Source organism: Staphylococcus sp. FSL K6-0223 (assembly GCF_038008285.1).
Genome location: NZ_JBBOYX010000004.1, coordinates 48,776 through 73,576, shown reverse-complemented (window position 1 = coordinate 73,576; position 24,801 = coordinate 48,776). Strand labels below are relative to the sequence as shown.

Below are 24,801 nucleotides of genomic sequence, written 5' to 3'. Positions count from 1 at the left end.
TGATTACTATCACAAGTAAAACTAATTTATTTATCTCCTTAGCCTTTTTGATATCATTTGAAAATGAAATAAACCATTTGATTAGGGTGAAAATATGTTGAAAGAATTTGAATATAAAATTCTATATAAAAGAATATTATTTACATGTTTCATTTTAATTATTTACATACTTGGCAGTAATATTTCTATTGTCGGTAATGAAGCAATTAAACAACATAAGGATTCATTCTTTAAGCTAGCAATTTCCAATGTCGGTGGAGACTTAAATACATTGAATATTTTTTCACTAGGACTTGGACCATGGTTAAGCTCAATGATTATCATTACCCTAATGAATTATAAAAATGAAGATAAAGTGAAAACGCAAACGCGCGTAGAACGTCATTTTAAAGAAAGATTATTAACACTTCTTTTAAGTACGATTCAGGGATTCTATATCATACATTCATTTATTAATAAAAAGGCGATAACTGATACAAATATTTTTATATTGCTACTTGTCTTAATTACAGGAACGTTATTTTTAGTATGGTTAGCTGACCAAAATACCACATACGGTATTGCTGGACCTATGCCAATTGTATTAATGAGCCTTGTTAAATCAATATTCAATAGTCATTTTGCTAAATTAAATTTAAATCCAATACTATTGGTCATTATCATCTGTTCATTGGCTTTGATACTCTTCATCTTACTCTTTATAGAACGGTCAGAGTATCGCTTAGAATACAATGATATTATGAATATTTCTTCAAAGGATACACCAACTTATTTGTCGTGGAAGTTAAATCCGGCAGGAAGTATAACGATAATGATGAGTTTATCTATCTTCATACTTGAGAATAATATAGTTAATCTCATAGGTAGACTGGCCGTAGATAAGGATTTTGAGACGACTATTTTCAGTTTTTCAAACCCTATAGGTATTACAATCTATCTATTGATGCAAATCGTATTAGGGTATGTCTTATCACGATTTTTAATTAACACGCGACGTAAATCGAAAGAATTTCTTAAAAACGGAAATTATTTTGAGGGGATATATCCAGGTAAGCATACGACACGATTTTTATCACAAAAAGCACGCCGTGTATGTTGGTCTGGTTCAATCATTGTAGCTATTGTGTTAGCTATTCCATTATATTGTTCATTACTTGTGCCACATTTATTTGAGGAAATTTACTTTTCGATTCAATTGATTGTCTTTGTTTATATAGGTATCAATATCGCAGAAACACTGCGTGCGTATTTATATTTTGATGGTTACAAGCAAATATTAGATAAATATTGGTAAGGAGGAAATTATGAAGCGTTTTATTCCTGCATGGTATAGTCATGATAAATGGTGGGAAAGTACATCAGTACCTTTCTATCAAAAGCGTCAATACACAGACTTTGATGATATGATCAGTTTAATGACAATGCATAGTAAAAATAATGTGGATTATCAGTTGATGATACTTAGTTTCAGTCCTTATCTCAGAACTTTCCTCCATAGATATGATTTGTTTGAAACCAACTATTGGTCTGTGTTTGATGATATTCAAGGTGTTAGTCATCAAACGCCACAGGCAATTGATTATCGAGATTTAGCGTGGCCTGAAAATACAGAATTTATATTTACTCCTTATCAAATTCAGGCGGTCACAGGGGAGCATACCTTTTCAAAGATACACTTTAGTCAAGAAGGATATTTAATGTGGATTGAAGACTTTGAAAACAATATAATCCAACGACGCTATGTCATTGATGATAGAGGTTTTATTTCAGCGGTTAGAACATATACTGAGACGGGTCAAAGTAAAATGAAACATTACTTCTCAATCAAAGGAGAAGAAATATTTAAAGAAGATTTGAGAAATAAAACAGTTACTATTAAGGAGCAATTCCAATCAAATTTTAAACAAACAACTTATGCAACTATGGCAGATTTAATTGAAGAAAAGTTCAAAGAGTATGCCGAAAGAGAGATTAATAAAGATGACTTAATCATCGTTGCATCAGATGAAAGACACAATTCAGTGATGGCTCATACGATAGATGAGTCTTCTTTATGTTTTTCAGTATTTACTGAGCGAAATAAGAAAGTAACGCCCGAACTATTTGATTCGATCTCTCAAGCACGCTATTGTCTAGTCGATACGCAAGACAATCAGAGAGAGATTCAACGTTATGCTAAGGAGTCTCAAACACATCTACATTTATTAAGAGTAACGCCCTTTGATGCGCAAACGATATCTAATAAAAGTAGTCAACTCTATGATACGTATGTAGGATTATGGATAGATCAATTACCTAAACATGAATTGCGAGTGATTTTAACTTCATTATTTCAATATATACAACAAAAAGATCATTTCAAGTTAAAATTACTTACCAAATACAAGAATGATCCAAACGATTGGTTAATGGAAGAAATTGCTCGACTCAATGATACGTACCACCAAGAAAAACAAGAACATTCTGATGAAATAGAGGATATATTGGCATCACAAATAAAAAAAGAGACGGTCATAGAATTGGAGTATGTACCTTTTTCAGAAGACTTTGTTAGAGCTGTCTCAAATTTAAGGTTAGTTGTAGATTTATCAAATGAACCCGACCTCTTTCTACAAATTTGTTGTATAGGCGCAGGTGTGCCACAAGTTAATTATAGAGGGACTGATTATGTTAAACATGAACAGAATGGTTTAATCATAAAAGATATTTCTCAAATCGTCTCAGCTTTAGATTACTTTTTAGTACATTTAAAAAAGTGGAATTATTCGTATGCATATTCCATGAGATTAGTAGATGAATTTAGTTCTATAAATATCATTCATCAAATTAATCAATTGTTTGAAGGTGATGATAAGTATGCCACGTACATTTAAAGTACTCCAAATTGGAGGAAATGATTTAGAAAACCTTTTTGAAAATAAAAGAGAAGTCGAATGGGATTATATAGATACGGCTGTATTTGATTTTGAAAGTGGTTATCTCCAAGCAGTAGAAGCTCTTATAGAACAAAACGGGGCATTTGATTTTGTGTTTACACAAGCGCCGTACTCTGAGTCACTTATCAATTTATTCAAAATCGTTAGCACGCCCTATAACACGGTGATAGACGAGGCATATTGGGATGTGCATTTTCAAGAAGAAAAGATCGTTCAGCAGAATTTTATCAAACCTCTCAAGTATGATAGTGAGGAAGATTTGCATCAGAAATTACAGGCGATAACATTTCCTGGGCAATATGGTGATAAAGTTACACCTATACATTGTCGTGTAAATACAGCGTTTATTGGAAAATACCAATTTAACGGTAATGAATCGTTAGAGATTTCGGGAAACTTTGGCGACCAACTTACACCTCTTGTCACATGGAGTCGAAACATTATTGCTGATGAAAATAAAGTCAATCAAATATGGCCAGAATTTAAAATTGAAGGTGAAGTTAAGATACAGTATACGCTACGTATGATACCGGTCTACTCTACTGAGCAACCAGTTGAAACATTCATCTTTGAACAGAATGAATTAGACCAACCGATAGAGTTGCCTGCGAGACCGTATAAAGCTAATGTGAGTATTTCTCTCAAAGCGCAAGGAGAAGGTACGTTGTTTGTAGGTTCAATTCACAAGCGTTGGTCTAGGTTGGAATTAGGTCAATTTATTCTAGGAGGACAACGGTTTAGCGATAAAAACCGTAATGAGTTCTTTCATTACTTCAATCCAGGTGATTTTAAACCACCATTGAATGTGTATTTTAGTGGCTATAGAACTGCTGAAGGCTTCGAAGGTTTCTTTATGATGAACCGTTTGAATGCACCTTTCATTTTAATTAGTGATCCTCGAATTGAGGGTGGGGCCTTTTATTTAGGATCTGAAGATTATGAGAATGGCATTAAAGATGTCATCCAGGATGCGTTAGATTATTTAGGTTTTACCCATGACCAATTGATACTTTCAGGATTATCAATGGGATCTTTTGGTGCTTTATATTATGCGACACGACTTCAGCCGGCAGCAGTGATAGTAGGTAAACCATTGATTAATGTCGGAACGATTGCTAATAATATGAAGCTAGTCCGTCCTAACGACTTTGGTACATCTTTAGATGTTTTAAGATCTAATGAAGGCGGTATTTCTGAAAATGAAATCAACCAACTTGATCAAAAATTTTGGAATCAAATACACAACAGTCAACTTACCCAGACAACATTTGCGATTGCATATATGGAGCACGATGATTATGATATCAATGCCTTTCATGAATTATTACCAGTACTTACAAAACAATATGCGCGTGTAATGAGTAGAAGTGTACCAGGGAGACATAATGATGATTCTTCGACAATTACTAACTGGTTTATCAATTTTTATCATTTAATCATGGCACAACAATTTGGGAGAGAATCACATGCAAGAAGCTAAACAATTTGAAGTGAAATGGCGATTAGTCAATTTAACTACATTTATGTATGGCACTAAGTTACATTTTAATAATGATGATATTTATTTTGAAAATCCACTCATGCCTTCAGGTACAGTGATTCACAATTGGTATATGCTGACGAACTTTACAGAAGATCGTGTGAGTCCTAAACTTCCGATATTAAAAAAAGGACATCGTTACTTATTTAAATTTAATTTTCAAGTCGAGCCTGAAGGAGCAGCCTATTTCAAAATTAAGTTTTATCGTAATAACAAAGAACAATTTGAATACAAAATTATTAAAAATAAGGAAGAAGAAATCGTTTATCCGTTAGAAGCGCATTCTTATCAGCTGGAGTTAGTTAATGCTGGGATGGATCATCTTCACTTTCAAAATATAACGATTGTGGAACTAGGAGATGGGACATACCGTAACCCAAGTACTGCAAAGGGCATTAACACTAAAGAGAAGTTTGAAATTATGAATCGTGTGATAAAAAATGCAAGAACGTATGACTTGGATGCACTTTCCGATGCTGGAGGTGAAAACCGTGAATAGCGGTATTAACACAATCATAAACAACATGAGATTGCGTCGAGTGAGTAAGTCTTTAAAGCAAATTAATGCATTAAGCAAGGAATATGCGAACTATACAGATGAACAATTAAAAGCGAAAACGCTACAATTTAAAGAACGGTTACAATCTAGTAAAACTACCTTGGACAAGTTATTGCCTGAAGCGTATGCCACTGTACGTGAAGCGTCGAAACGTGTGCTTGGAATGTACCCAAAGGATGTTCAAGTACTTGGAGCAATTGTCATGCACCAAGGTAATATTGCTGAGATGCAAACGGGTGAAGGTAAAACTTTAACGGCTACGATGCCACTGTATTTAAACGGGCTCACAGGAAAAGGTGCCTACCTTATTACTACTAATGAATATCTTGCGAAACGTGATTATCAAGAGATGAAACCATTATATGAATGGCTTGGCCTTAGTGCATCTCTTGGCTTCGTCGATATACCAAACTATGAATATGAAGAAAATGAGAAGTATCATCTATATCATCATGATATCGTTTATACGACGAACGGACGTCTTGGCTTCGATTATTTAATTGATAATTTGGCCGACGATATACAAGCTAAATTTCTACCAGACTTAAATTTTGCAATTATTGATGAGGTCGACTCAATTATTCTAGATGCAGCTCAAACACCACTCGTTATTTCAGGTGCACCACGAGTACAGTCTAATTTATTTCATATTGTTAAATCATTTGTAGAAACACTTGAAGAGGATGTTCATTTTCAAGTGAAATTTAATAAAAAGGAAGTTTGGTTAACTGAAGAAGGGATAGAAGCGGCGAATCATTACTTTAAAGTAAATAATATGTATGAGAATCAACATTTTGATTTAGTCAGAATTATCAACTTATCGCTTCGTGCAAAGTATTTATTTAAGTATAATTTGGATTATTTTATCTTTGATGGTGAAATCGTGTTAATTGATAGGATAACAGGGCGCATGTTGCAGGGTACTAAACTGCAGTCAGGTTTACATCAAGCGATTGAAGCGATTGAAGATGTTGAGATTTCTAGAGATATGAGTGTGATGGCGACGATTACATTCCAAAACTTGTTTAAGCAATTTAATCAATTTTCCGGAATGACAGGGACCGGTAAACTAGGGGAAAAAGAATTCTTCGATTTATATTCCAAAATAGTGGTAGAAATCCCAACTAATAGTCCAATTAAACGTGACGATCGTCCAGATAGAGTCTTTGCGAATGGAAATATTAAGAATGAAGCGATTTTAAAAAGTGTCGTTGATATTCATCGCACACAGCAACCAGTACTTCTTATTACTAGAACAGCTGAAGCTGCAGAATATTTCTCACAGCAATTATTCAAAAAAGACATACCTAACAACTTGCTTATCGCACAAAATGTTGCGAAAGAAGCACAAATGATAGCAGAAGCTGGGCAATTATCAGCGGTAACAGTGGCGACAAGTATGGCTGGACGAGGTACTGATATTAAATTAGCTAAAGATGTCTTCGAAATTGGCGGATTGGCAGTCATAATTAATGAGCACATGGAAAATAGCCGTGTAGACCGTCAATTGAGAGGGCGTTCAGGACGTCAAGGAGACCCAGGGTATTCTCAAATTTTCGTATCATTAGATGATTATTTGGTAAAACGTTGGAGTAATTCTAATTTAGTGGGAAATGAAAAACTACTATCGTTGGAATCTTCAAAATTAGAAAATAGTACACTATTCCAAAGACGAGTGAAGTCAATCGTTAATAAAGCGCAACGGGTTTCTGAAGAAACTGCCATGGTTAATAGAGAAATGGCTAATGAATTTGAAAAAAGTATTAGTATTCAGCGAGAAAAAATTTATGACTTAAGAGATCAAATTCTTGAGAGAGAACACTTTGAGGACTTTAACTTTGAACAATTAGCGCGAGACGTCTTTGCGAATGATATTAAATACAAAAAGTTAATCAACGAAGAAGCACTGATTAATTACATTTATAAAAATTTAAGTTTTGTTTTTAATGAAACTGTTTCAAATATAGACATTAAAAATCGTGAAGAGGTTATACAGTTTTTAATAAAACAGTTTAAGCAACAACTTAATCATAATCTGAAAGAAGTATCTGACCCATACTTAAAACGCCGTTTTTTACAAAAGTCCTTTCTAAAAGCAATTGATAGTGAGTGGATAGAACAAGTGGATAACTTGCAACAACTTAAAGCAAGTGTCAATAATCGACAAAATGGTCAACGAAACATCATTTATGAATATCATAAAGTTGCTTTAGAGACGTATGAATTAATGGCGAAGGACATCAAAAGAAAAATCATTCGAAATTTATGCTTAAGTATTCTAACATTCGATAAATCTGATGATATGGTCATCCATTTTCCATAAATAAAGAGGTGTAAAGGCATGACGATTTATAATATAAATTTTGGTATTGGGTGGGCAAGTAGTGGGGTTGAATATGCGCAAGCTTATCGAGCTCAACTGCTTCGTCAACTCAACTATCCAATCAAGTTTGTGTTTTTAGATTTTATTCAATCTGAAAATATTCAAACTCTAACGAGTAATATTGGGTTCAAAGATGATGAAATTATCTGGTTATATCAATACTTCACAGACATTAATATCGCTCCCACTACATATACAGTTAATGATTTAATATCAGAGCTTGGTAACGAGGTCTCAAGTTATGAGCGAAATGGGAAAGTATTGAGACTGTATTTAGACAATAATGAGACTTTCGTTACATGCTATTTAAAAAATCCTGAAGAAAACTATGTCGATCGTGCAGAATTTGTAGTGAATGGCATGTTAATTCGTAAAGATTTTTATAGTTATGTGCGTACATTTTCCGAGTATTATGCGCCGTATGATAAGAGAGCTAAACTATATATGCGTCAATTCTATAATGAGGACGGATCAATTGTTTATAAAGAATACATAGATGATGATGCACATGTATATGTATTTGATGATGCACGTTTATATAGTAAAGAAGAATTTATCGCGTATTTTATTCGCAAACTTCACTTAGAAAGTGACGACATTGTCATTATTGATCGCGCTACAGATGTAGGTCAGGCTATTTTACAAAATAAGGGCGACAGCAAAGTGGGTGTAGTGGTCCATGCCGAGCATTATAGTATGAACTCAACTGATGATACACATATTTTATGGAATAATTATTATGAATATCAATTTGAGAATGCAAAATACATTGATTTCTTTATTACAGCAACAGATTTACAAAATAAAATATTAAACGAACAGTTTAAAAATTATACGCATGATTCTCCTAGAATCAGAACGATACCAGTGGGGAGTCTACATCAAATAAGTTATCCGCAAGAACCTAGAATGCCTTTCTCTATAATCACTGCTTCGCGCTTAGCTAGTGAAAAACATGTGGATTGGATAGCTCTAGCGGTAATTAAAGCGAGAAAAGCGCTACCTGAATTAACATTTGATATTTACGGCCATGGTCCTGAACAAGAAAGAATCAAGAAGATAATCCAAGAACATCATGCCCAAGACTATATTCGGTTAAAAGGACACGTGAACCTTCAAGATGTCTATCGTCATTATCAACTATTTGTTGCTGCTTCTCAAAGCGAAGGCTTCGGTTTGACACTGATGGAAGCAGTAGGTTCAGGTCTAGGCATGATAGGATTTGATGTAAATTATGGTAGTCCGACATTTATTAAAGATGCTCATAATGGTTACCTTATTCCTATTAACTTGGATAGAGAATCCATCAACGACGTCACAGATCACATGGCGACTAAGATCATCCAATATTTTGAAAATGGCCCCTCACACCCGCACGATGTATCATACGAAATTGCTGAGGAGTTTAAGACAACTCATATAGTTGAAAAATGGGAACAATTAATTAAAGAGGTGCTACATGATTAATTTATTCGAGAATTATGATAGTAATACCCGTGAGTTACATGAATCACTTAAAATAGCTGGCTATCATCCTTTTACAATTGTATTAAATGATGATGGTTTCCTACCGGATGAAGTGACTTCACCGTATCAATACTTTGCTAATTATCAAATCTATGATGATGACAAACCTGCATTTTTTAATGATGTAACTACACCGCCCTTTTGGGAAATAAAAGGAAACGGTACGATGGCTCAAGTCATAGACATGGGCGAGTTGCGAGGTAAAATATTCTATAAAGAAAATTATAAAACGAGAGTCGTAAGTTATGTAGAATGGTTAGATAAACACCAACGACTTCGTTCGGTCGATTACTACACAAAAGAAGGATTCAAATACGCTGAAAAGGTCTATGATTTGTCCGGTACACCCATATTAAAAAAATATATGGATAGAAATGGTAAAGAAGTTATATACGAAAACTATGTGACTCAAAATATAGTTTTGGATTACAGAGGGAAGTCTTATTTCTTTGAAACGACGAAAGAATTTATAGCATTTTATTTAAATGAACTAAATATTGATTATAAACAAGTCGTTATTAATTCCCTTTCAACACCGTTTATTACGCTTTATCATCAATCTATTGCACAACAAGTCGTGTTATTTTGGCAAGAACAGTCTCAAGGGCATGTCCCGGGAAATATGAAATTAATGTTTGAGCCAAATAATTTCAGTCAGTTTTCAGTTATTATTCCTGAAAGAGAAGAGTATCAAATGATTACTAATCAACTGAATTCAACTGAAAATCAATTCGTATATCCTTCTGGGTACTTATATAATAAAAAGAAAGAAAATCAATTATCAAAAAATATTTTAATCCTAACTAATTCCGATCAAATTCCGCATTTAGAGGCATTAATACAACGTCATGATGATTTTAACTTTCACATTGGTGCAGTGACAGAAATGTCTACTGTACTTACAAGCCTAGAACATTATCCGAATGCGAAACTTTATCCGACGATTAAAAGAGATATGGTAGAGGAACTTTATCAACGATGCGATATTTATCTAGATATTAACGAAGGTGGGGAAATATTAAATGCTGTTAGAACAGCATTTGATTATAATTTACTCATACTTGGGTATAAAGAGACTGCACACCATTTAACTATAACTTCACCATCACACTTATTTTCAGCTGAAAATGTTGCAGAATTGAGCCGAGTACTTACTGAGGTAGGTTCTAATAAAGATATATTTAAAGATAAACTTGATCAACAGTCGTCTCACGCGAATGAAATCTCGGTTTCAACATTTAAGACGGCACTCAATCAAGCATTGAATTAAAAATGCTAAGAATTACGTTGTTAAACTTACAGAGTTGTAATTTTAAGCATTATATCTTAAATTGTGTGCAATGATATGTTTAGATATAACTGAGGTGAAAAAAATGAACAATTTTGATGAAAGATATGATGAGAGACATAATGAAAAAGCTAATAATGTATTAGGCGCTTTAAGTTATCTTAGTGTGTTTTTTGCACCTGTGTTATTCCCACTCGTTGTATGGATTATAGCGAAACCACCAGGTTCTACTCATTCTAGAAATGCTTTATTTAATCATATTTTCACTTGGGTATTTGTAGCTATTGGATTGTTAAGCCTTATGATTATTCCAGCGTTATTTGATAGCGCGCATTCTGGAATAGGAATAACAATTGCATTTATCGTTGCAGCAATTTTCTTTATATGGGCAATTGTCCTATTCTTTACAAATATAATTAGAGGTATTAAATTACTCATTATTTAATGTATTTAAGAAGAGTTGGAGCGTTTAGTTCCAACTCTTTTTTTATGTAATTTAAAAGAGCTTGTCGATGATCAATCGAAAAGCTCATTTTTAAATAAAATAGTTATTATTTTCTAGCAGAAATCTTTTTATGAATTAAAATAACTAAGCCCAAAACGAGCGCTATAATTCCTGCCATAACAGGAGAATGAGATATAGATTTACCTGTTTCAGGAAGTGTGGATTTTGATGTCGTTTGATAAATAGGATGTTTATGTTCTACTGCGTTGGATTTAAAAAAATATGGCTTTGAACTGGCATATCTCGATTCATCTTTTAATGAATGTAGCTGTAATTGATTCATTGTTTGATTCTCATTAGGAGTTGCAGCAGATAATGGTTGATTGCATACCACAAGAAAAGCGAGAGTAATTAAGACACTACCAATAGTGCAAGCGACAAATTTTTGAGTCAAAATAATCTCTCCTTAAAATTTTAAATCTATACACCAGAGAAATACAATAAAAGTCTCCCAAGAAGCATTGTTTAAAGTACAACAAATTTACAAATCATTCACGTTCTCTATGTATAATAAATAAGATATCACAAGCTATTTATGAACTCCTGTGTATGAGATATCAAATCTATGACAAAATTGTCACTTTGATATTTAGAACATTCATAAATAATAATTGTCTAATTGAGAAATAAGAAATGCTACAATGTATACGAGGTGATAGAGTTGGACATCGTATATCTTGCAGGCGGATGTTTATGGGGTACAGAAGCCTTTTTTAAAACGATACCTGGCGTGATTAATACTGAGGCAGGAAGAGTTAATGGAACTACAAATAACTTAGATGGCCCGTACGACGGGTATGCAGAATGTGTAAAAGTTGAATTTAACTCAAATCAAGTAACCATTAAAGAGTTAATGAGTTATCTCTTTGAAGTGATAGATCCATATAGCTTGAATAAACAAGGACAAGATGTAGGTGAAAAATATCGTACCGGTATATATAGTGATGATTCTAATCACTTAAATGAAGCTCGCGATTTTATTGATAGTAGATCAGACGCACAACGAATTATGGTGGAAGTTAAACCATTATTAAACTATGTGAAAAGTGCTGAAGAACATCAAGATCATCTTGATAAGCATCCTGAAGATCAATATCTTTGTCATGTTCCTGAATCACTTTTAAATAAATATAAAAAGTAAATTTATTAACTAAAGTATCAAGAAGATATGCAAAATGCATTTAGAGTTATGAAGAAGTATTTAAATAATAAATAAGACTCCCCGCCGATGCGGAGAGTCTTAATTTTAACTCTTATCTTTTAGAAGTGAAAGTATCTAATAAGCTTAAAGTAGCTAAACCTAGTAAATCAAGGGCATGTTGAGCACCTTTTTTACCGTGGCCAGCTTCAAAGTGTTTATAAGTTGCAACACCTAATACTGAAATAGTAGCAAGTGAACCTAGACGTGAGATGTTTTTGTTTAAGAAACTTGCAGCGAATAATGCAGCTGCAGTAGCTTCAACACCACCCGCTACTTTAACTGAACTAGCTGGTAAACCGAATGTATTAGTGAAAGTATCCACCATACCTTGGTCACCTTGTAATTTTGGTTTGCTTGCATTGTATAATTCTTTAGCAAGTTTTAAATTTGTAGCATAACGTAAAATCATAAAATATTTCCTCCTATTTATCTTCAAAATATTTATCTACTATAGGTTTAACCCTTTCCCCAAAAAGACGAATTGAATTCATCACATACTCATGTGGCATAGAACCTACAGGCGTATGAATCATAAAGCGATTAATACCTAGAGTTTCAATTGTATTAATAATCTTTTGTGCAACTGTTTCAGGGCTACCTAAGTAGATAGCACCATGACTGCCTATTTCTCTTTCGAATGCATTCTCATCGAAAGCTGGCCAACCTCTTTCTTTACCTATAATATCTTGATGTGCTTTAAGTGAAGGGAAGAATTCTCGTTTAGCTTGCTCATCTGTTTCAGCTACATAACCCCATGAGTGTACACCAATAGGTAATTTTGAAGGATCATGTCCGTAAGATAACGCAATTGATTTGTATATTTCAATATTACGTGCAAATCGTCTAGGATTTCCCCCAATGATAGCATACGTAATAGGTAAGCCAAACGCACCAGCTCTGAGTGATGATTCAGGCGTACCACCTGTAGCAATCCATATAGGTAATTCGCCATTTTCTACTCGTGGGTAAATGCCAGTGTCTTCTAAACTTGGTCTTAATTTACCTTCCCAACTTATGATTTCATGTTTGTTGATTTTAAGCAACATTTGAAGTTTTTCATTAAATAGATCTTCATAGTCATTTAAATTATAACCGAATAAAGGAAAAGATTCGATAAATGAACCTCGACCAATCATGATTTCAGCTCGGCCATTAGATACAGCATCTAAAGTCGAAAATCTCTCATAAACTCTGACCGGATCATCTGAAGATAAGACCGTAACAGCGGATGATAACTTAATGTGCTGTGTTCTTGTAGCTGCAGCGCCTAAAACTGTTACTGGATCAGAAACTGCATAGTCTTTTCTGTGATGTTCGCCTAAACCATAGATATCTAAACCAAGTTGATCGGCGAGTTCAATCTCTTCGACAATATTTCGAATTTGTTGTGCATGACTAATAGATTCATGCTTGCCATCAGGCATAACAATGTCGCTATTCTCAGCAAAAGATGTTAATCCCAATTCTATTTTCATCACTCACACCTCCTAGTATATTTTTTATACTAGGTATATATTAAGCTTACACTTTTACTATGTCAATATAAAAGTTCCCTTATTATAAAAAATAATATTGAGCATCATATGCATCACTATAGACCTCAGGTTATTAATCTTTAATATAGGTAATATTCGCCAATTAAATCTCCCCTTTAGAATTTAAAATCAAACTGGCATAATAGTAACGTTGACTAAAAATTTGAAAGGAGTATGAAGATGAATGGAAGACAGTAGAAACTATAATCTCATCACGACAATTATGTTTATTTCAGGAATTATCGTGATGGGTAGTTTATACACAGCATTGCCTTTAACCGCAGCTTTTGCAGAAGACTTTCATGTTCCTCAATCAGTAGCAACATTGAATGGTGTTGTTTTCTCACTCACTTATTCAATAAGTTGTCTTTTCTACGGCACCATCTCTGAAAAGTTCGGCAGAATAAAAACGATACTGGTGGGTATTAGCGCGCTAGTCATCATTTGCTTAATCATAGGATTCGTACATTCATTTATGCTTTTACTTATCATGCGCGCATTGCAAGGTGTCTTCGCTGCAGCATTCTCTCCAGTAGCGATTACGTACACAACTGAAACATATCCTCCCGTCAAACGAATTACAGCAATCAGCTTTATTAGTACAAGTTTTATGTTATCAGGTGTACTCGGTCAAAATATGAGTGAAATAGTAGTCAGTTATCTCAATTGGCATTGGGTTTATTTTATCTTAACGATATTATATTTAACACTGACATTTATTATTTATAAACATGTGCCAGAAAGCCCTAATAAAAAGCCAGATCTAAAACTACTTAAATTTTTCAATAACTTTAAAGACTTTGGTCAAAATCTTAAAGTATTGTATTGCTTATTTATTTCTCTTACGCTACTCATTATGTTTATTAGTATGTATAGTATCTTGAATTCATATATCACCTCTAATAAAGTTGGTGGGGATATGTCAGTTGCATCAGTCGTAAAATTATTTGGTGTGATAGGAATGTTTTTATCATTATTAGCAGGACGTTTGAGTGGTCGATTAGGTACGAAACGTGTCCTAACTTTAGCGCTCTTAACATGCGTGGTATCACTTATACTCATGGGAACTTTCACGAACATTGTACTTATCACTATTTTTAGTGTGACATTTGTAGCAGGTATTGCATTTGCTATACCTACAGTGATTTCTAAAGTAGGTGTTGTGGTGAAAAGTAATCAAGGTTTCTTTTTATCAGTTAATACAGTGATTTTATTCTTAGGAACGGCTATTGCACCAATTTTAATGATTTATGTTAAGCAAATTCCTAATTTCTTCTTAGAGTTTTTAACTATTGCAATAATAGGTGTTCTAGCAGTTATCGTTTCAATATTTATGCCGAATGACCACCATGTGAATTAATTTTTTAGGAAAATGACTCAACATTTCATAGTTATAGAGTATAAGAAAATGATTTGTTTATAGCATGAAGCTATAGATAAATCATTTTTTAATATTAGACGTTAAACCACAATGTCATGTAGCCTGAATATAACAACATTAAAACAATTGGGGTGGAGTCAATTGAATTATTCTCCAAAGCAAGGCACGAGAAGTCACGGGTTACCGCATGACCCATTTAAAAGTAGTACCGTACCAAGACCTATCGGTTGGATTTCGACAGTATCTAAAGATGGTGAAGATAATTTAGCACCTTATAGTCAATATCAAAATTTAACATGGGATCCACCGATGGTTATGTTCGCAGCTAATCAATCTGTATTAGGTAATCATGAACGAAAAGATACAGTAAAGAATGCTGAAGAAACAGGTTGGTTTGTATGGAATATGGAAACATATGACTTACGTGAAGCGGTTAATCTTTCTTCTAAGGCTTTACCACCTGAAGAAGATGAATTTGAATTCGCCGGCGTTACAAAAGAAGAATGTATTGAAGCGCCTGGATATAGAGTTAAAGAATCACCAATACACTTTGAATGTGAATATGTTCAGACAGTACGTATACCAACAGGTGATCCTGTATCAACTGTGGATATTGTTATAGGACGTGTGGCACAAGTCCATATCGATGACAAAGTCATTCTCGATAATGGTAAATTAGATATTCAATCCATTCGACCTATCGCACGTTTAGGATATTATGACTATACAGTAGTGGACGAAATCTTTGAAATGAAAGCACCAGCTGCTACTAAAGAAGAATTAGCTGGATTAGAAGGCCGAAATTTTGATAATAAAACGGAAGAGTAAATTTAAAATATTAGGATGCATGACGCTCTCAGGAGTGGCATGCATTTTTCTTGTAATGAATACAAATGCACTTTACACTTGATTAAACTTAAATTTATCAGACGTACAATCTTTTAGGAATTAAATGAAATTTACATTTAAAGAGAGGCGAAAAAGATGAAAACAGATATGCAAGCAATGGTCATCCATCATTATGGTAAAGGACCTGTATCACTTGAAAGAATGCCATTACCAAGTATGAGTCCTCACGAAGTTCGTGTAAAAATTAAAGCAGCAAGCATTAATCCCATCGATTTTAAAATTCGTGATGGTGAGCTTAAAATGTTATTAACATATCAATTTCCACTCATTTTAGGCAATGACTTTGCTGGTGAAGTGTATGAAGTAGGAGACAAAGTCACTCAATTTAAGGTAGGGGACAAAGTTTATGGTCGTCCACGAAAATCTAAAATTGGTACATTTGCTGAATATATTTCAGTTAATGCAGAAGAAATCGCGCCAATGCCTAAAGGCCTATCGTATGAAGAAGCGGCGAGTATACCTTTAGTGGGCTTAACAGCGTATCAGGCGATCAATGAGGTTATTCAAGCGCAACCAGGGGACAAAGTACTTATTCAAGCTGGATCTGGCGGTGTTGGAAGTTTTGCAATCCAAAACGCGAAAGCTAAAGGACTCTATGTTGCAACAACGGGAAGCGATAGTGGTAAAGAACTCATTGAGTCACTCAATCCAGATGAATTTATTAATTATAAAGAACAAGACTTCTCAGAGGTACTCAAAGACTTCGACGGTGTATTCGATACGCTTGGAGGAGAGAACCTAGTGAAATCGTTCCAAATTCTAAAGCCACGAGGTATCATCGCGTCCATTTCAGGACTGCCAACTGAACGTAACGCACGAAAATTAGATAAAAGTATCTTTAAACGTGGCATACTCAAAGCAGCTTCATATAAATATCAACGTTTAGCTAAAAAATACGATGTTCAATATGAATTCCTGTTTATGCATCCAAGTGGTCAACAATTAAGAGAAATCACAGAACTCATTGAAGCTGGAAAAATTAAACCTATTATTGATAAAGTATATGACTTTAAAGAAACACAAAAAGCTTTAGAATACTCTGAGAGCGGAAGAGCTAAAGGTAAAATTATTGTGAAGATGGAAGATGAATAAAAGAGGTGAAACAAATGAAGAAAATAATGATTGTTAATACAAGTACAGAGTACTTCGGTAATACGGAAACGCCCACGGGTCTTTGGCTAAGTGAACTTGTTCATTTCTATGATGCTTTCAAAGACACGAATGTAGATATTGATTTATTCAACATTACAGGAGGCAATACACCTATTGACCCAGTGAGCCTTAGTCCATTTATGTTAGACAATACTACAAAGGCATATTATAACAATGAGCATTTCATGGATATGTTGAAATATTCTCAACCTATCAGTGAAGCTCAACCTGATAAATATGATGCTGTATATTTCACTGGGGGTCACGGTGTCATGTATGATTTCCCGGAAAATAAATTTATACAAAGTGCAGTGAACACGATATATGAGCAAGGTGGTATTGTGTCAGCAGTCTGTCATGGTGTTGCTGCGTTGCTAAACGTTAAAGATGCAGGAGGCACATTTCTCATACAAAATAAAAATGTGACTGGTTTTTCAAATGTTGAAGAAGTACTAGCTAAACGAGATACAATGATTCCATTTCATTTACAAAATGAAATCAAACACCGTGGTGCCAGCTATCATTTCGGACGTGTCCCTTTTACATCTACACTTGAAGTCGACGATCGAATCATTACAGGACAAAACCCTCAGTCTCCATCACAAGTTGCTGAAGCAGTTAAAAAACAACTCTTATCCTAAATTAAATCAAAAGCACGTATCTTTTACTTTTGTAAGTAAGTATGAGATACATGCTTTTTTTAAATTTATTTATTTATGAATTTTTACAACCGTTTAAAGAACTTTCTAGTGTTGCATTTAATGTTTCAAAGATTTCATCAACAGAATAATTGTAATCATTTTCAACCCAGCGTCTTAAAACTTCTATGACGCCACTACTATAGAAGTCAGCTAAAATTTCAGGGTGCTTACTTTCTCGAATTTTAAGTGCTAATGGATCATTGTGATTATTCTTTGAACCATACAACATCATTTCGCGACTTGCATGTGTCAGACTTCTAAATACATCGACTTGCCTTGAAGATACGAGCAAGTGTTTGAATACAGTTTTATGTTGTTCTATATAATAAATAAACGCTTTAAATGACTCAGCGGTATCAATAGAGTGCTCTGTATTTGGATCACCCATGATTTCGCCTGTCATATACGGAGGTAATGAATAGAGTAGGTCATATTTATCTTGAAAATAACGATAAAAGGTACTGCGATTGATTTCAGCTACTTCACATATCTTTTGTACAGTAATCTCATCAAAGTGATAATCATATAACAGTTCAAAAACAGTTTTATTGATATGTCGAATCATACGTTTTTGCGTTGATGTAGGCATACACATTTCTCCTCTATATTTCTTCTCAAAGGATACTTCATGACTTAGAATATACGTTAATTTATCATAAGTAGCGTGTTTTTACCAAATATAACTCCTGATGATTATCATTTTTAGATAAGTGAACAAAGAAAAGCCCCTTCACTGTCATTCAATGTGAAGGGGTTAATGATACTATCGATTTTTAGTTAGTGATCAATACCTTTTAACCATTTATCGACTTTAGTATCATGATCATCTACATAATCTTTAGCAACATCTTCAGGGTTTTTATTATCTTTGAAGATTTTTTTCGCTAATTTTTCTTCATCATCTTTGCTCCAATTATCGGAAATACGTGTTGCAATCGTATATGCAGCAGGATGATCATCTTTGAAATTTTTATTAAACACTAGGTTAATATGTTCATCATCTTTACCGTAAATCTTCTCAGGATCTTTCAACATTTTAATATCAAGTTCCTTAGAGAACCAACTTGGTTCCATAGCAGTAAAGACGATAGGTTTTTGTTGTTTATAAGCTTTTTGAATCGTTTTAAATTGATCTTGGTCAGATGACTCTTTAAGACTATATTTGTCTAATTGACCATCATCTAATTCACTTTTAGTTTGTTTCATAACACCATTTCTAGCATCTGTACCTTGTATTGTCCAATCGACCGATTTACCAAAGCTGTTACTACTATTGCCAGTATTACTACTAGTAGTAGATTTCTTGCTATTTAAGTCTGAAATTGAATCAATATCCTGTTCATACTTAGGAACAGCTAAGCCAACTTTAACATTATCAACTAAATTCTTCTTATCATAAACAGTTAAATTACTTTTGAATTTATTGTAAAAGCTTTTATCTGTTGAAGGGAAGATACCAGATGCGTGGAATGAGTCAGAGTCTTGAGATACTGACGCATATAATGGACCACTCGCTTGTACTGGCGTAGTAGTAACATTGTATCCAGCTTTTTTAAGGACTTCCGCGATAACTAATGAACGTGGTGTAGAATTATCGCTTGCAATATAAGGGATATTAACATCTTTCTTACCTAGTGATGTATTTCCATCACTCGATGATCCACTGTCGCCATTACCACACGCACTTAGCACAATTGCTAAGGCGAGTGTGGCAAGTAGTCCTAAAACTTTGAAACTACTTTTCTTGAACATTCGGCGTTTCCTCCTTTGTGATTTTACTCTCTCTCATCTTCATTATCATGTCTGCGAGGTGCACGACGCGCATAGTCATCATATAAATCTTTGTTATTTTCACGTGCATATAACATTAATGCGTTAAATAACATATCTTGATCATTGGTTTCGCGAGACAATTGTTTAAATAAATCAGTTGTACGAGACTCACTATCAGAGCGTTGCGCATGATCTCTATAATGACGTTCTTCGTATCGGCCATCCTCGTATCGAGATTGAGGGTCATCATATCTTTCCTCACGATGAGGGTTGCGTTCATATCTGTCTCTTTCGCCTTCATTACGGTAATGATTACCTTGTTGTGTGTAGAGAGATTCATAATCTACATGCTCACGTCGTTGACGAGATGGTTCATCTACATATGATTCTGTCTCATCTTGTCTATATTGTGATCTACGATATTGTGAGTCATTTTCCGGAAAATGATCTTCCCCATAGCCACGACGGTCATCATCTAGGCGAACGTAGCGAGGATAGTGCTCTTTATCATTATTGCCATAGCGATCACGATTGAAATAGCGCTCGCGGTCATCATAACGTCTATGTCTCTCATCATGTGCATCACGTTTGTCATAAGCCTGACCATGACGACGTGTATATTCTTGGTCATCATAATAAATGTCTTCATCACGATTATGACGGTTATAGCGATGTGCTTCATTCATAGAAGTATTCGTGTTTGAATGACCTTCTTCTAAAGCTTTACCTTCGATATCAATCTTAGGTAAGATACCGCCTAACCATTTAGGGATATACCAAGAACCTTTACCAAATAATTTAGTAAGTGCTGGAATTAAAGTCATGCGTACAACGAATGCATCGAAAAGAACGCCGAATGCGAGTGAAATACCCATGGATTTAATCGCTGAATCTTCTTGGAAGACAAAGGCGATAAACACACTGAACATAATGAGTGCTGCTGCAACGATGACTGGACCACTTTCTTTGATACCTACACGGATAGAATGATCGTTGTCACCCGTTTTACTATACTCTTCATGTACACGTGTCATTAAGAAGAGTTCATAGTCAATGGCAAGTCCGAAGAGTAAGCCAATTGTGATAACTGGTAGGAATGCTAATAAAGGACCCGTATTTTCTACGCCGAATAAGCTACCTAAGAAGCCATCTTGCATCACGAGTGTCGTAAATCCAAGTGTTGCTAGTAGTGATAATACGAAGCCGAGTACAGCTTTTAATGGTACTAGGATTGAACGGAATACAAATACTAGTAGCACAAATGCTAAGAGTACAATAACGCCAGCGAATACTGGGATAGCTTCATTAAGTTTTTCAGACATATCAATGTTAATTACACTTTGTCCTGAAATCTCTGTATTAAAGTCATATTTCTCTTTAGCAGTTTTATTATAATCACGTAAATCATAAACTAAATTATTTGTAGACTGTGCATTTGGACCATCTTCAGGAATGATAGAAATCAATGCATAGTGATTATTATCATTCAATTTTGGTGATGCCACTTTATCTACATTATCCATATCCTTAATATCATCTCTAATATTATTTAGATCTTGTTGAATATCTTTCTTGCTTCCGCCGTCTTTCGTGTTTACTAACATAACGATTTGACCATTATAACCGGCACCAAAGTTATCAGTAATTAAGTTATAAGCTTTATGTGCTGATGTATTGTTAGCTTTAAGACTATCATCAGGGATACCTAAACGCATACCACTCACTGGAAGGGCAGCTGCAATTAAGATAAGTAAACTAATAATAATAGCAATAATTGGTTTACCTACAACAAATTTAGCCCATGGATGATTTTTAGGATCTTTATACTTTTCAGGTTTATCTTTAATCTTAATACGTTTATGGAACACGCTAATAAGTGCAGGTAAGAGTGTTAACGCAGCAAGTACAGCGAATAATACACTAATTGCTGATGCGAATCCCATAATAGCTAAGAAATCAATGCCAACTAGTGATAAACCACAAACTGCAATCATTACGGTCACACCGGCGAAGATAACGGCACTACCTGCAGTACCAACTGCTGTCGCAATAGCTTCGACAGGCTCTAGACCGCGTTTACGAACTTCCTTATATCTAAAGAGTATAAATAGAGAGTAGTCTATTCCAACGGCTAAACCTATCATTACAGCTAGAGTCAGTGTGAAGTTTGGAATATCGAATATAAATGTTAATAGAGCGATGATTCCAACACTGGAGCCTAGTCCGATGAGTGCACTGACAATTGGCATACCAGCTGCAATTAATGAACCGAATGTAATCAATAGAATGATGAAGGCAGTTACAATACCTACAAGTTCTGAAGAACCACCTACTTCAGAATTCATTGAGCCACCTTGAGTTTGCTCAATTTTAAGATTATGATCTGCTTTTACATCATCTAATTCTCTATCGATAATTTTCTTAGAAGAATCTTGCAACGCTGTTTGGTTAACGACATAGTTAACTGTTGCGATTGCAGTATCTTTGTCATCATTAACTTGATGAGAATCATAAGGGTTACTTACGTTTTGTACGTAATCATCATCTTGTTTGATATTATCAAGTGCTTTTTCAATATCTTTCTTAGTATCTTTGTCTGTAATACCATTCTTCTTATTGGAATGGAAGACAATCTTCATCGAGGCTTTTTGACTATCCTGATGAAATTCTTTAGTGATTTTATCATTTGTATCTAATGATTTTAGACCATTCATTGTGATGTCATCATCAAACTTAGGTGAGTTAATCATTAGCGGGGTGATAATAACGCCTAGAACGATTAACCATGCAAGGATACTCACCCATTTATTCTTAGCAATGAATTTGCCTAATTTGTATAAAAGTTTTGCCAAGACATTTCCTCCTATTTGTATATTATTTTGCAACAGAGCATGGAATTCTTAATAATTTTAACGCGATTTGGAGGCATTAAAATTAAGGTGCTTGTAAGTTACATATACTAATTTAACAATTTCCCAACGCCCTAAACACCACTAATTTGAGTAAGACGTTGAAAAATGCAACAGATAGTCAGAATTGTTGTTACTTTTTTAGAAAATGATTAAGCAATAAGATATTTAGAGAGAAGCATTAACAAAATGCCCAATTAAACAAAGCGCTCCTATTAAGAGTAAGCACAAACCTGGTACATAGATTTTCTCTCTCAAATCAAATGATTCAGCTCTAGACACGATTCTACTCACTAAAATAAGTAATAGACCGATTATCATAAAAATAATGGAAGTTGTTAACATACATCGTCCTCCTACAGTATGTAGTTGTCGCCTAGTTCTTGATATATATAATGAAGAAATAGTTTATGAAGTTACTTTCATATTCCCTTTTAATCTTGAAATATCTAATGTGATAGGAGAATATTTTTAACAAACTGTGAAATATAGTAGTGAGAATATAAAATTTATAAAAGTATATATTCAAAAACTTTATAAAAATTTATTATCTATTTATTTTAATGTCATGTTTGCTACATAAACATCGTTTATGTTGAAAGTGGAGGTGGGAGCGAATGACAAGTTCATTAATTAAAGTTGGAATGGTTACAACAGCAATTTTACTTGGTAGCGGAGTAACGCATAATGTGCAAGCTGAGACAAATCAACCAGATCAATATGAAGTTAAAGTATATGCAGATAGTCATAAAATAGTAAAAGACAATCGCCATATTAAGCACAGTGTCTTAGAAGATTTAGGTTCAGAAGACAAAGATGAAGACTTTCAAGTTCAATATTTAGATGATGCCAACCGTACGAATTATCAAAACAACGTCACTTATCGTATACGCAAATCTGAAGATGATAGTAAACATAAACTGCAGTATAAAAAGAGATATGCTATTTCTAATCATGATGTGTCTAGCGCCATTCAACAAGCAAAAGCAGATGGCTATAATGGAGATGAGTACGAAGTAGAATATGGTGAAGGTAAAGAAACATTAAGCGTGACAAAAGAAGCAAAAGAAAAACTAGGTTCAGGAAGTTTAGCTATGCCTAATGCTCAAGATAGTTTAAAGATTTTAAAGACTCATGCTGAACAACCTTATAGTGATGCATTAGATAAAATCAAACAACCTCATTTAATTGGACCGGTCCATTTTGAACGACATAAAGGTCATATTGATGGTAATGAAGTGAAGATCGAAAACTGGGATATTAAAGATCAAAATGTTGTAGAAATCTCCTCTAAAGTTACCAATGAAGCGGAAGCGAAAAAAGTTCAAAGTGCTATCATTAAGAGTTTAGATCAATTAGGAATTCATGAGAAGAAAGATCAACTTAAAACCAATCTGATATTTGAAAATTACTAAGAATTAAATGTTACTTTTATGAAAGTAGGGAAGTGAGTTGAGACAAAGTTAGGTTTAATTTCTACTTTGTGTTTCAAACACTTCCTGCTTTTTATTTTACGTTATCTACGTACGTTGATTTGGAGCTTCCCCGAAATTTACATTGTATATGAGTGAGATAAAATTCTGTATAACTGGGGTTAAATACATATCATCACGGTAAACTATTGATATGTATCGAGGTCTAGGTCCATTAGGTAGCTTTTTACTTACGATGTCTTGACGATGTTGAATTGCACTATGACTAATTAAACTTAAATAATGAGAATGTTTAATCGTTTCTAAAATACTACTCAAACTATTTGATTGCATACGTGCACGAAGTTGTACTAAATTATCGCGACGCCACTCATCAATACTTTCTCTGGTAGATCCTCCACTATGTATAACAAAATCATAGTATTCTAAATCCTTCATAGTTAACGCTTCTTTATGAGCAAGTGGATGTTCTTTGTCCATAGCTATCATTAATTCATTTTCCATAAAACGTTTTACCTTTAAATCATTCTCGTAAAAGGCATTTTCAGAAATGACAGCTAACTCAATTTCTCTACTTCTCAATTTATCAATAATATGAGGCGCTGTATCTACTGTTAAATCAATTTGTATATTTGGATGATTATTCATATAACTTTTAAAGGCTTCTGGTAAAATATGGTAAACAGGCGCATGGCTTGCACCAATTTTTAAAGTTCCTCGCTTAGAAGCTTTGAAGTCTGACATGACATCATTTGTTTCCTGCATTAAATTTAATAATTTAGTTGTATTTCGATATAACAATTCCCCAGCTTCAGTTAATTTAAAATGTTTTCCCTTTTTGTAATATAAAGGAATACCATAATATTTATTTAAATTTTTTAAATGAAATGTCACGGTTGGTTGAGTAATATTCATTGATTCAGCTACCGCATTTTCATTTTGAAATTCAACAAACTGCTTAAATATCATCATCTGCTTTGTATTCAAAGCATGTCACCTCCCAAATATAAATTTTCTCTATACATTTATACATATTACATATAATTTTTTGAGTTAGCGTTAACATTCT

At 34.0% G+C, this 24,801-nt stretch carries 22 protein-coding genes; 14 read left to right on the top strand and 8 right to left on the bottom strand.

From position 1 onward, the window contains the following. Positions 1–94: 94 nt before the first annotated feature. The 8 genes from secY2 to MHI13_RS21150 all read left to right on the top strand — a co-directional run bounded on the left by secY2 (position 95) and on the right by MHI13_RS21150 (position 10,678). Positions 95–1,294 carry an accessory Sec system protein translocase subunit SecY2 gene (gene secY2, locus MHI13_RS21185; protein WP_002436386.1) on the top strand — a complete coding sequence of 400 codons (1,200 nt, stop codon included), beginning with the start codon at positions 95–97 and terminating at the stop codon, positions 1,292–1,294. A gap of 10 nt (positions 1,295–1,304) precedes the next feature. Beyond that, the gene (gene asp1 / locus MHI13_RS21180; RefSeq protein ID WP_002436376.1) at positions 1,305–2,873 is read left to right on the top strand and encodes an accessory Sec system protein Asp1; all 1,569 of its coding nucleotides are present in this window, start codon (positions 1,305–1,307) and stop codon (positions 2,871–2,873) included. Then, positions 2,857–4,416: an accessory Sec system protein Asp2 gene (asp2, locus tag MHI13_RS21175; protein ID WP_002436362.1), complete on the top strand. Its 1,560-nt coding sequence runs from the start codon at positions 2,857–2,859 to the stop codon at positions 4,414–4,416. Before asp1 ends, asp2 begins: the two co-directional genes overlap by 17 nt. Beyond that, positions 4,403–4,975 (top strand): accessory Sec system protein Asp3, encoded by a 573-nt coding sequence (gene asp3, locus MHI13_RS21170; protein ID WP_002436361.1) that lies wholly within the window; start codon positions 4,403–4,405, stop codon positions 4,973–4,975. The genes asp2 and asp3 overlap by 14 nt, the downstream gene beginning before the upstream one ends. A 25-nt stretch (positions 4,976–5,000) precedes the next feature. Next, positions 5,001–7,358: an accessory Sec system translocase SecA2 gene (gene secA2 / locus MHI13_RS21165; protein WP_445684216.1), complete on the top strand. Its 2,358-nt coding sequence runs from the start codon at positions 5,001–5,003 to the stop codon at positions 7,356–7,358. A gap of 18 nt (positions 7,359–7,376) precedes the next feature. Beyond that, positions 7,377–8,885, top strand: coding sequence for an accessory Sec system glycosyltransferase GtfA (gene gtfA, locus MHI13_RS21160; protein WP_002436371.1), 1,509 nt, complete (start codon positions 7,377–7,379; stop codon positions 8,883–8,885). Next, positions 8,878–10,215, top strand: a complete 1,338-nt coding sequence (gtfB, locus tag MHI13_RS21155; protein WP_002436395.1) for an accessory Sec system glycosylation chaperone GtfB — start codon at positions 8,878–8,880, stop codon at positions 10,213–10,215. Before gtfA ends, gtfB begins: the two co-directional genes overlap by 8 nt. A gap of 103 nt (positions 10,216–10,318) precedes the next feature. Continuing rightward, a complete protein-coding gene (locus MHI13_RS21150) occupies positions 10,319–10,678 on the top strand; it encodes a hypothetical protein (RefSeq protein WP_002436374.1) in 360 nt (119 codons plus the stop codon). 106 nt (positions 10,679–10,784) lie between these two features. On the opposite strand, the gene MHI13_RS21145 is transcribed toward MHI13_RS21150, so the two are convergent. Next, a complete protein-coding gene (locus MHI13_RS21145; RefSeq protein ID WP_002436399.1) occupies positions 10,785–11,132 on the bottom strand; it encodes an LPXTG cell wall anchor domain-containing protein in 348 nt (115 codons plus the stop codon). Positions 11,133–11,399: 267 nt separating this feature from the next. On the opposite strand from MHI13_RS21145, the gene MHI13_RS21140 reads away from it, so the two are divergent. Then, on the top strand, positions 11,400–11,879 hold the full coding sequence (locus MHI13_RS21140; protein ID WP_002454197.1) for a peptide-methionine (S)-S-oxide reductase: 480 nt from the start codon (positions 11,400–11,402) through the stop codon (positions 11,877–11,879). Between the two features lie 112 nt (positions 11,880–11,991). Here MHI13_RS21140 and MHI13_RS21135 read toward each other — a convergent pair whose 3' ends face one another. Both MHI13_RS21135 and MHI13_RS21130 read right to left on the bottom strand, forming a co-directional pair. Beyond that, complete coding sequence (locus MHI13_RS21135; protein ID WP_002436380.1) at positions 11,992–12,348, bottom strand: hypothetical protein; 357 nt, start codon at positions 12,346–12,348, stop codon at positions 11,992–11,994. A 13-nt stretch (positions 12,349–12,361) separates the two neighbouring features. Continuing rightward, positions 12,362–13,414 (bottom strand): LLM class flavin-dependent oxidoreductase, encoded by a 1,053-nt coding sequence (locus MHI13_RS21130; RefSeq protein ID WP_064210713.1) that lies wholly within the window; start codon positions 13,412–13,414, stop codon positions 12,362–12,364. A gap of 244 nt (positions 13,415–13,658) precedes the next feature. Here MHI13_RS21130 and MHI13_RS21125 point away from each other — a divergent pair, with 244 nt between their 5' ends. The 4 genes from MHI13_RS21125 (at position 13,659) to MHI13_RS21110 (ending at position 17,557) form a co-directional block, all read left to right on the top strand. After that, positions 13,659–14,834 (top strand): MFS transporter, encoded by a 1,176-nt coding sequence (locus tag MHI13_RS21125; protein ID WP_064210714.1) that lies wholly within the window; start codon positions 13,659–13,661, stop codon positions 14,832–14,834. A gap of 162 nt (positions 14,835–14,996) precedes the next feature. Beyond that, positions 14,997–15,683, top strand: coding sequence for a flavin reductase family protein (locus tag MHI13_RS21120; protein ID WP_064210715.1), 687 nt, complete (start codon positions 14,997–14,999; stop codon positions 15,681–15,683). A 168-nt stretch (positions 15,684–15,851) separates the two neighbouring features. Beyond that, positions 15,852–16,856, top strand: coding sequence for an NADP-dependent oxidoreductase (locus tag MHI13_RS21115; protein WP_206598537.1), 1,005 nt, complete (start codon positions 15,852–15,854; stop codon positions 16,854–16,856). A gap of 14 nt (positions 16,857–16,870) precedes the next feature. Continuing rightward, entirely contained in the window at positions 16,871–17,557 is a 687-nt protein-coding gene (locus tag MHI13_RS21110; protein WP_002436378.1) for a type 1 glutamine amidotransferase domain-containing protein, read from the top strand. A 73-nt stretch (positions 17,558–17,630) separates the two neighbouring features. Here the strand turns inward: MHI13_RS21110 and MHI13_RS21105 are convergent, their stop codons facing one another. The 4 genes from MHI13_RS21105 to MHI13_RS21090 all read right to left on the bottom strand — a co-directional run bounded on the left by MHI13_RS21105 (position 17,631) and on the right by MHI13_RS21090 (position 22,644). Further along, entirely contained in the window at positions 17,631–18,206 is a 576-nt protein-coding gene (locus MHI13_RS21105; protein WP_002436365.1) for a TetR/AcrR family transcriptional regulator, read from the bottom strand. Positions 18,207–18,394: 188 nt separating this feature from the next. Next, positions 18,395–19,369, bottom strand: coding sequence for a glycine betaine ABC transporter substrate-binding protein (locus tag MHI13_RS21100; RefSeq protein ID WP_002436372.1), 975 nt, complete (start codon positions 19,367–19,369; stop codon positions 18,395–18,397). Positions 19,370–19,392: 23 nt separating this feature from the next. After that, positions 19,393–22,242: an MMPL family transporter gene (locus MHI13_RS21095; RefSeq protein ID WP_064210717.1), complete on the bottom strand. Its 2,850-nt coding sequence runs from the start codon at positions 22,240–22,242 to the stop codon at positions 19,393–19,395. A 225-nt stretch (positions 22,243–22,467) separates the two neighbouring features. Next, positions 22,468–22,644, bottom strand: a complete 177-nt coding sequence (locus tag MHI13_RS21090) for a hypothetical protein (RefSeq protein WP_002436370.1) — start codon at positions 22,642–22,644, stop codon at positions 22,468–22,470. A gap of 272 nt (positions 22,645–22,916) precedes the next feature. On the opposite strand from MHI13_RS21090, the gene MHI13_RS21085 reads away from it, so the two are divergent. Beyond that, positions 22,917–23,714, top strand: coding sequence for a hypothetical protein (locus tag MHI13_RS21085; RefSeq protein ID WP_002436385.1), 798 nt, complete (start codon positions 22,917–22,919; stop codon positions 23,712–23,714). A 105-nt stretch (positions 23,715–23,819) separates the two neighbouring features. Here MHI13_RS21085 and MHI13_RS21080 read toward each other — a convergent pair whose 3' ends face one another. Then, positions 23,820–24,719 carry a LysR family transcriptional regulator gene (locus tag MHI13_RS21080; RefSeq protein ID WP_002436383.1) on the bottom strand — a complete coding sequence of 300 codons (900 nt, stop codon included), beginning with the start codon at positions 24,717–24,719 and terminating at the stop codon, positions 23,820–23,822. Positions 24,720–24,801: the final 82 nt, after the last annotated feature.

What these genes read in the sequence shown, in the direction of transcription:
- secY2 (WP_002436386.1), top strand. Translation starts at nt 95, where the DNA reads ATGTTGAAAGAATTTGAATATAAAATTCTATATAAAAGAATATTATTT.
- gtfB (WP_002436395.1), top strand. Translation starts at nt 8,878, where the DNA reads ATGATTAATTTATTCGAGAATTATGATAGTAATACCCGTGAGTTACAT.
- MHI13_RS21150 (WP_002436374.1), top strand. Translation starts at nt 10,319, where the DNA reads ATGAACAATTTTGATGAAAGATATGATGAGAGACATAATGAAAAAGCT.
- MHI13_RS21105 (WP_002436365.1), bottom strand. Translation starts at nt 18,206, where the DNA reads ATGCCTACATCAACGCAAAAACGTATGATTCGACATATCAATAAAACT.
- secA2 (WP_445684216.1), top strand. Translation starts at nt 5,001, where the DNA reads ATGAGATTGCGTCGAGTGAGTAAGTCTTTAAAGCAAATTAATGCATTA.
- asp2 (WP_002436362.1), top strand. Translation starts at nt 2,857, where the DNA reads ATGCCACGTACATTTAAAGTACTCCAAATTGGAGGAAATGATTTAGAA.
- MHI13_RS21100 (WP_002436372.1), bottom strand. Translation starts at nt 19,369, where the DNA reads ATGTTCAAGAAAAGTAGTTTCAAAGTTTTAGGACTACTTGCCACACTC.
- MHI13_RS21125 (WP_064210714.1), top strand. Translation starts at nt 13,659, where the DNA reads ATGGAAGACAGTAGAAACTATAATCTCATCACGACAATTATGTTTATT.
- MHI13_RS21130 (WP_064210713.1), bottom strand. Translation starts at nt 13,414, where the DNA reads ATGAAAATAGAATTGGGATTAACATCTTTTGCTGAGAATAGCGACATT.
- asp1 (WP_002436376.1), top strand. Translation starts at nt 1,305, where the DNA reads ATGAAGCGTTTTATTCCTGCATGGTATAGTCATGATAAATGGTGGGAA.
- MHI13_RS21090 (WP_002436370.1), bottom strand. Translation starts at nt 22,644, where the DNA reads ATGTTAACAACTTCCATTATTTTTATGATAATCGGTCTATTACTTATT.
- MHI13_RS21110 (WP_002436378.1), top strand. Translation starts at nt 16,871, where the DNA reads ATGAAGAAAATAATGATTGTTAATACAAGTACAGAGTACTTCGGTAAT.
- MHI13_RS21085 (WP_002436385.1), top strand. Translation starts at nt 22,917, where the DNA reads ATGACAAGTTCATTAATTAAAGTTGGAATGGTTACAACAGCAATTTTA.
- asp3 (WP_002436361.1), top strand. Translation starts at nt 4,403, where the DNA reads ATGCAAGAAGCTAAACAATTTGAAGTGAAATGGCGATTAGTCAATTTA.
- gtfA (WP_002436371.1), top strand. Translation starts at nt 7,377, where the DNA reads ATGACGATTTATAATATAAATTTTGGTATTGGGTGGGCAAGTAGTGGG.
- MHI13_RS21135 (WP_002436380.1), bottom strand. Translation starts at nt 12,348, where the DNA reads ATGATTTTACGTTATGCTACAAATTTAAAACTTGCTAAAGAATTATAC.
- MHI13_RS21115 (WP_206598537.1), top strand. Translation starts at nt 15,852, where the DNA reads ATGCAAGCAATGGTCATCCATCATTATGGTAAAGGACCTGTATCACTT.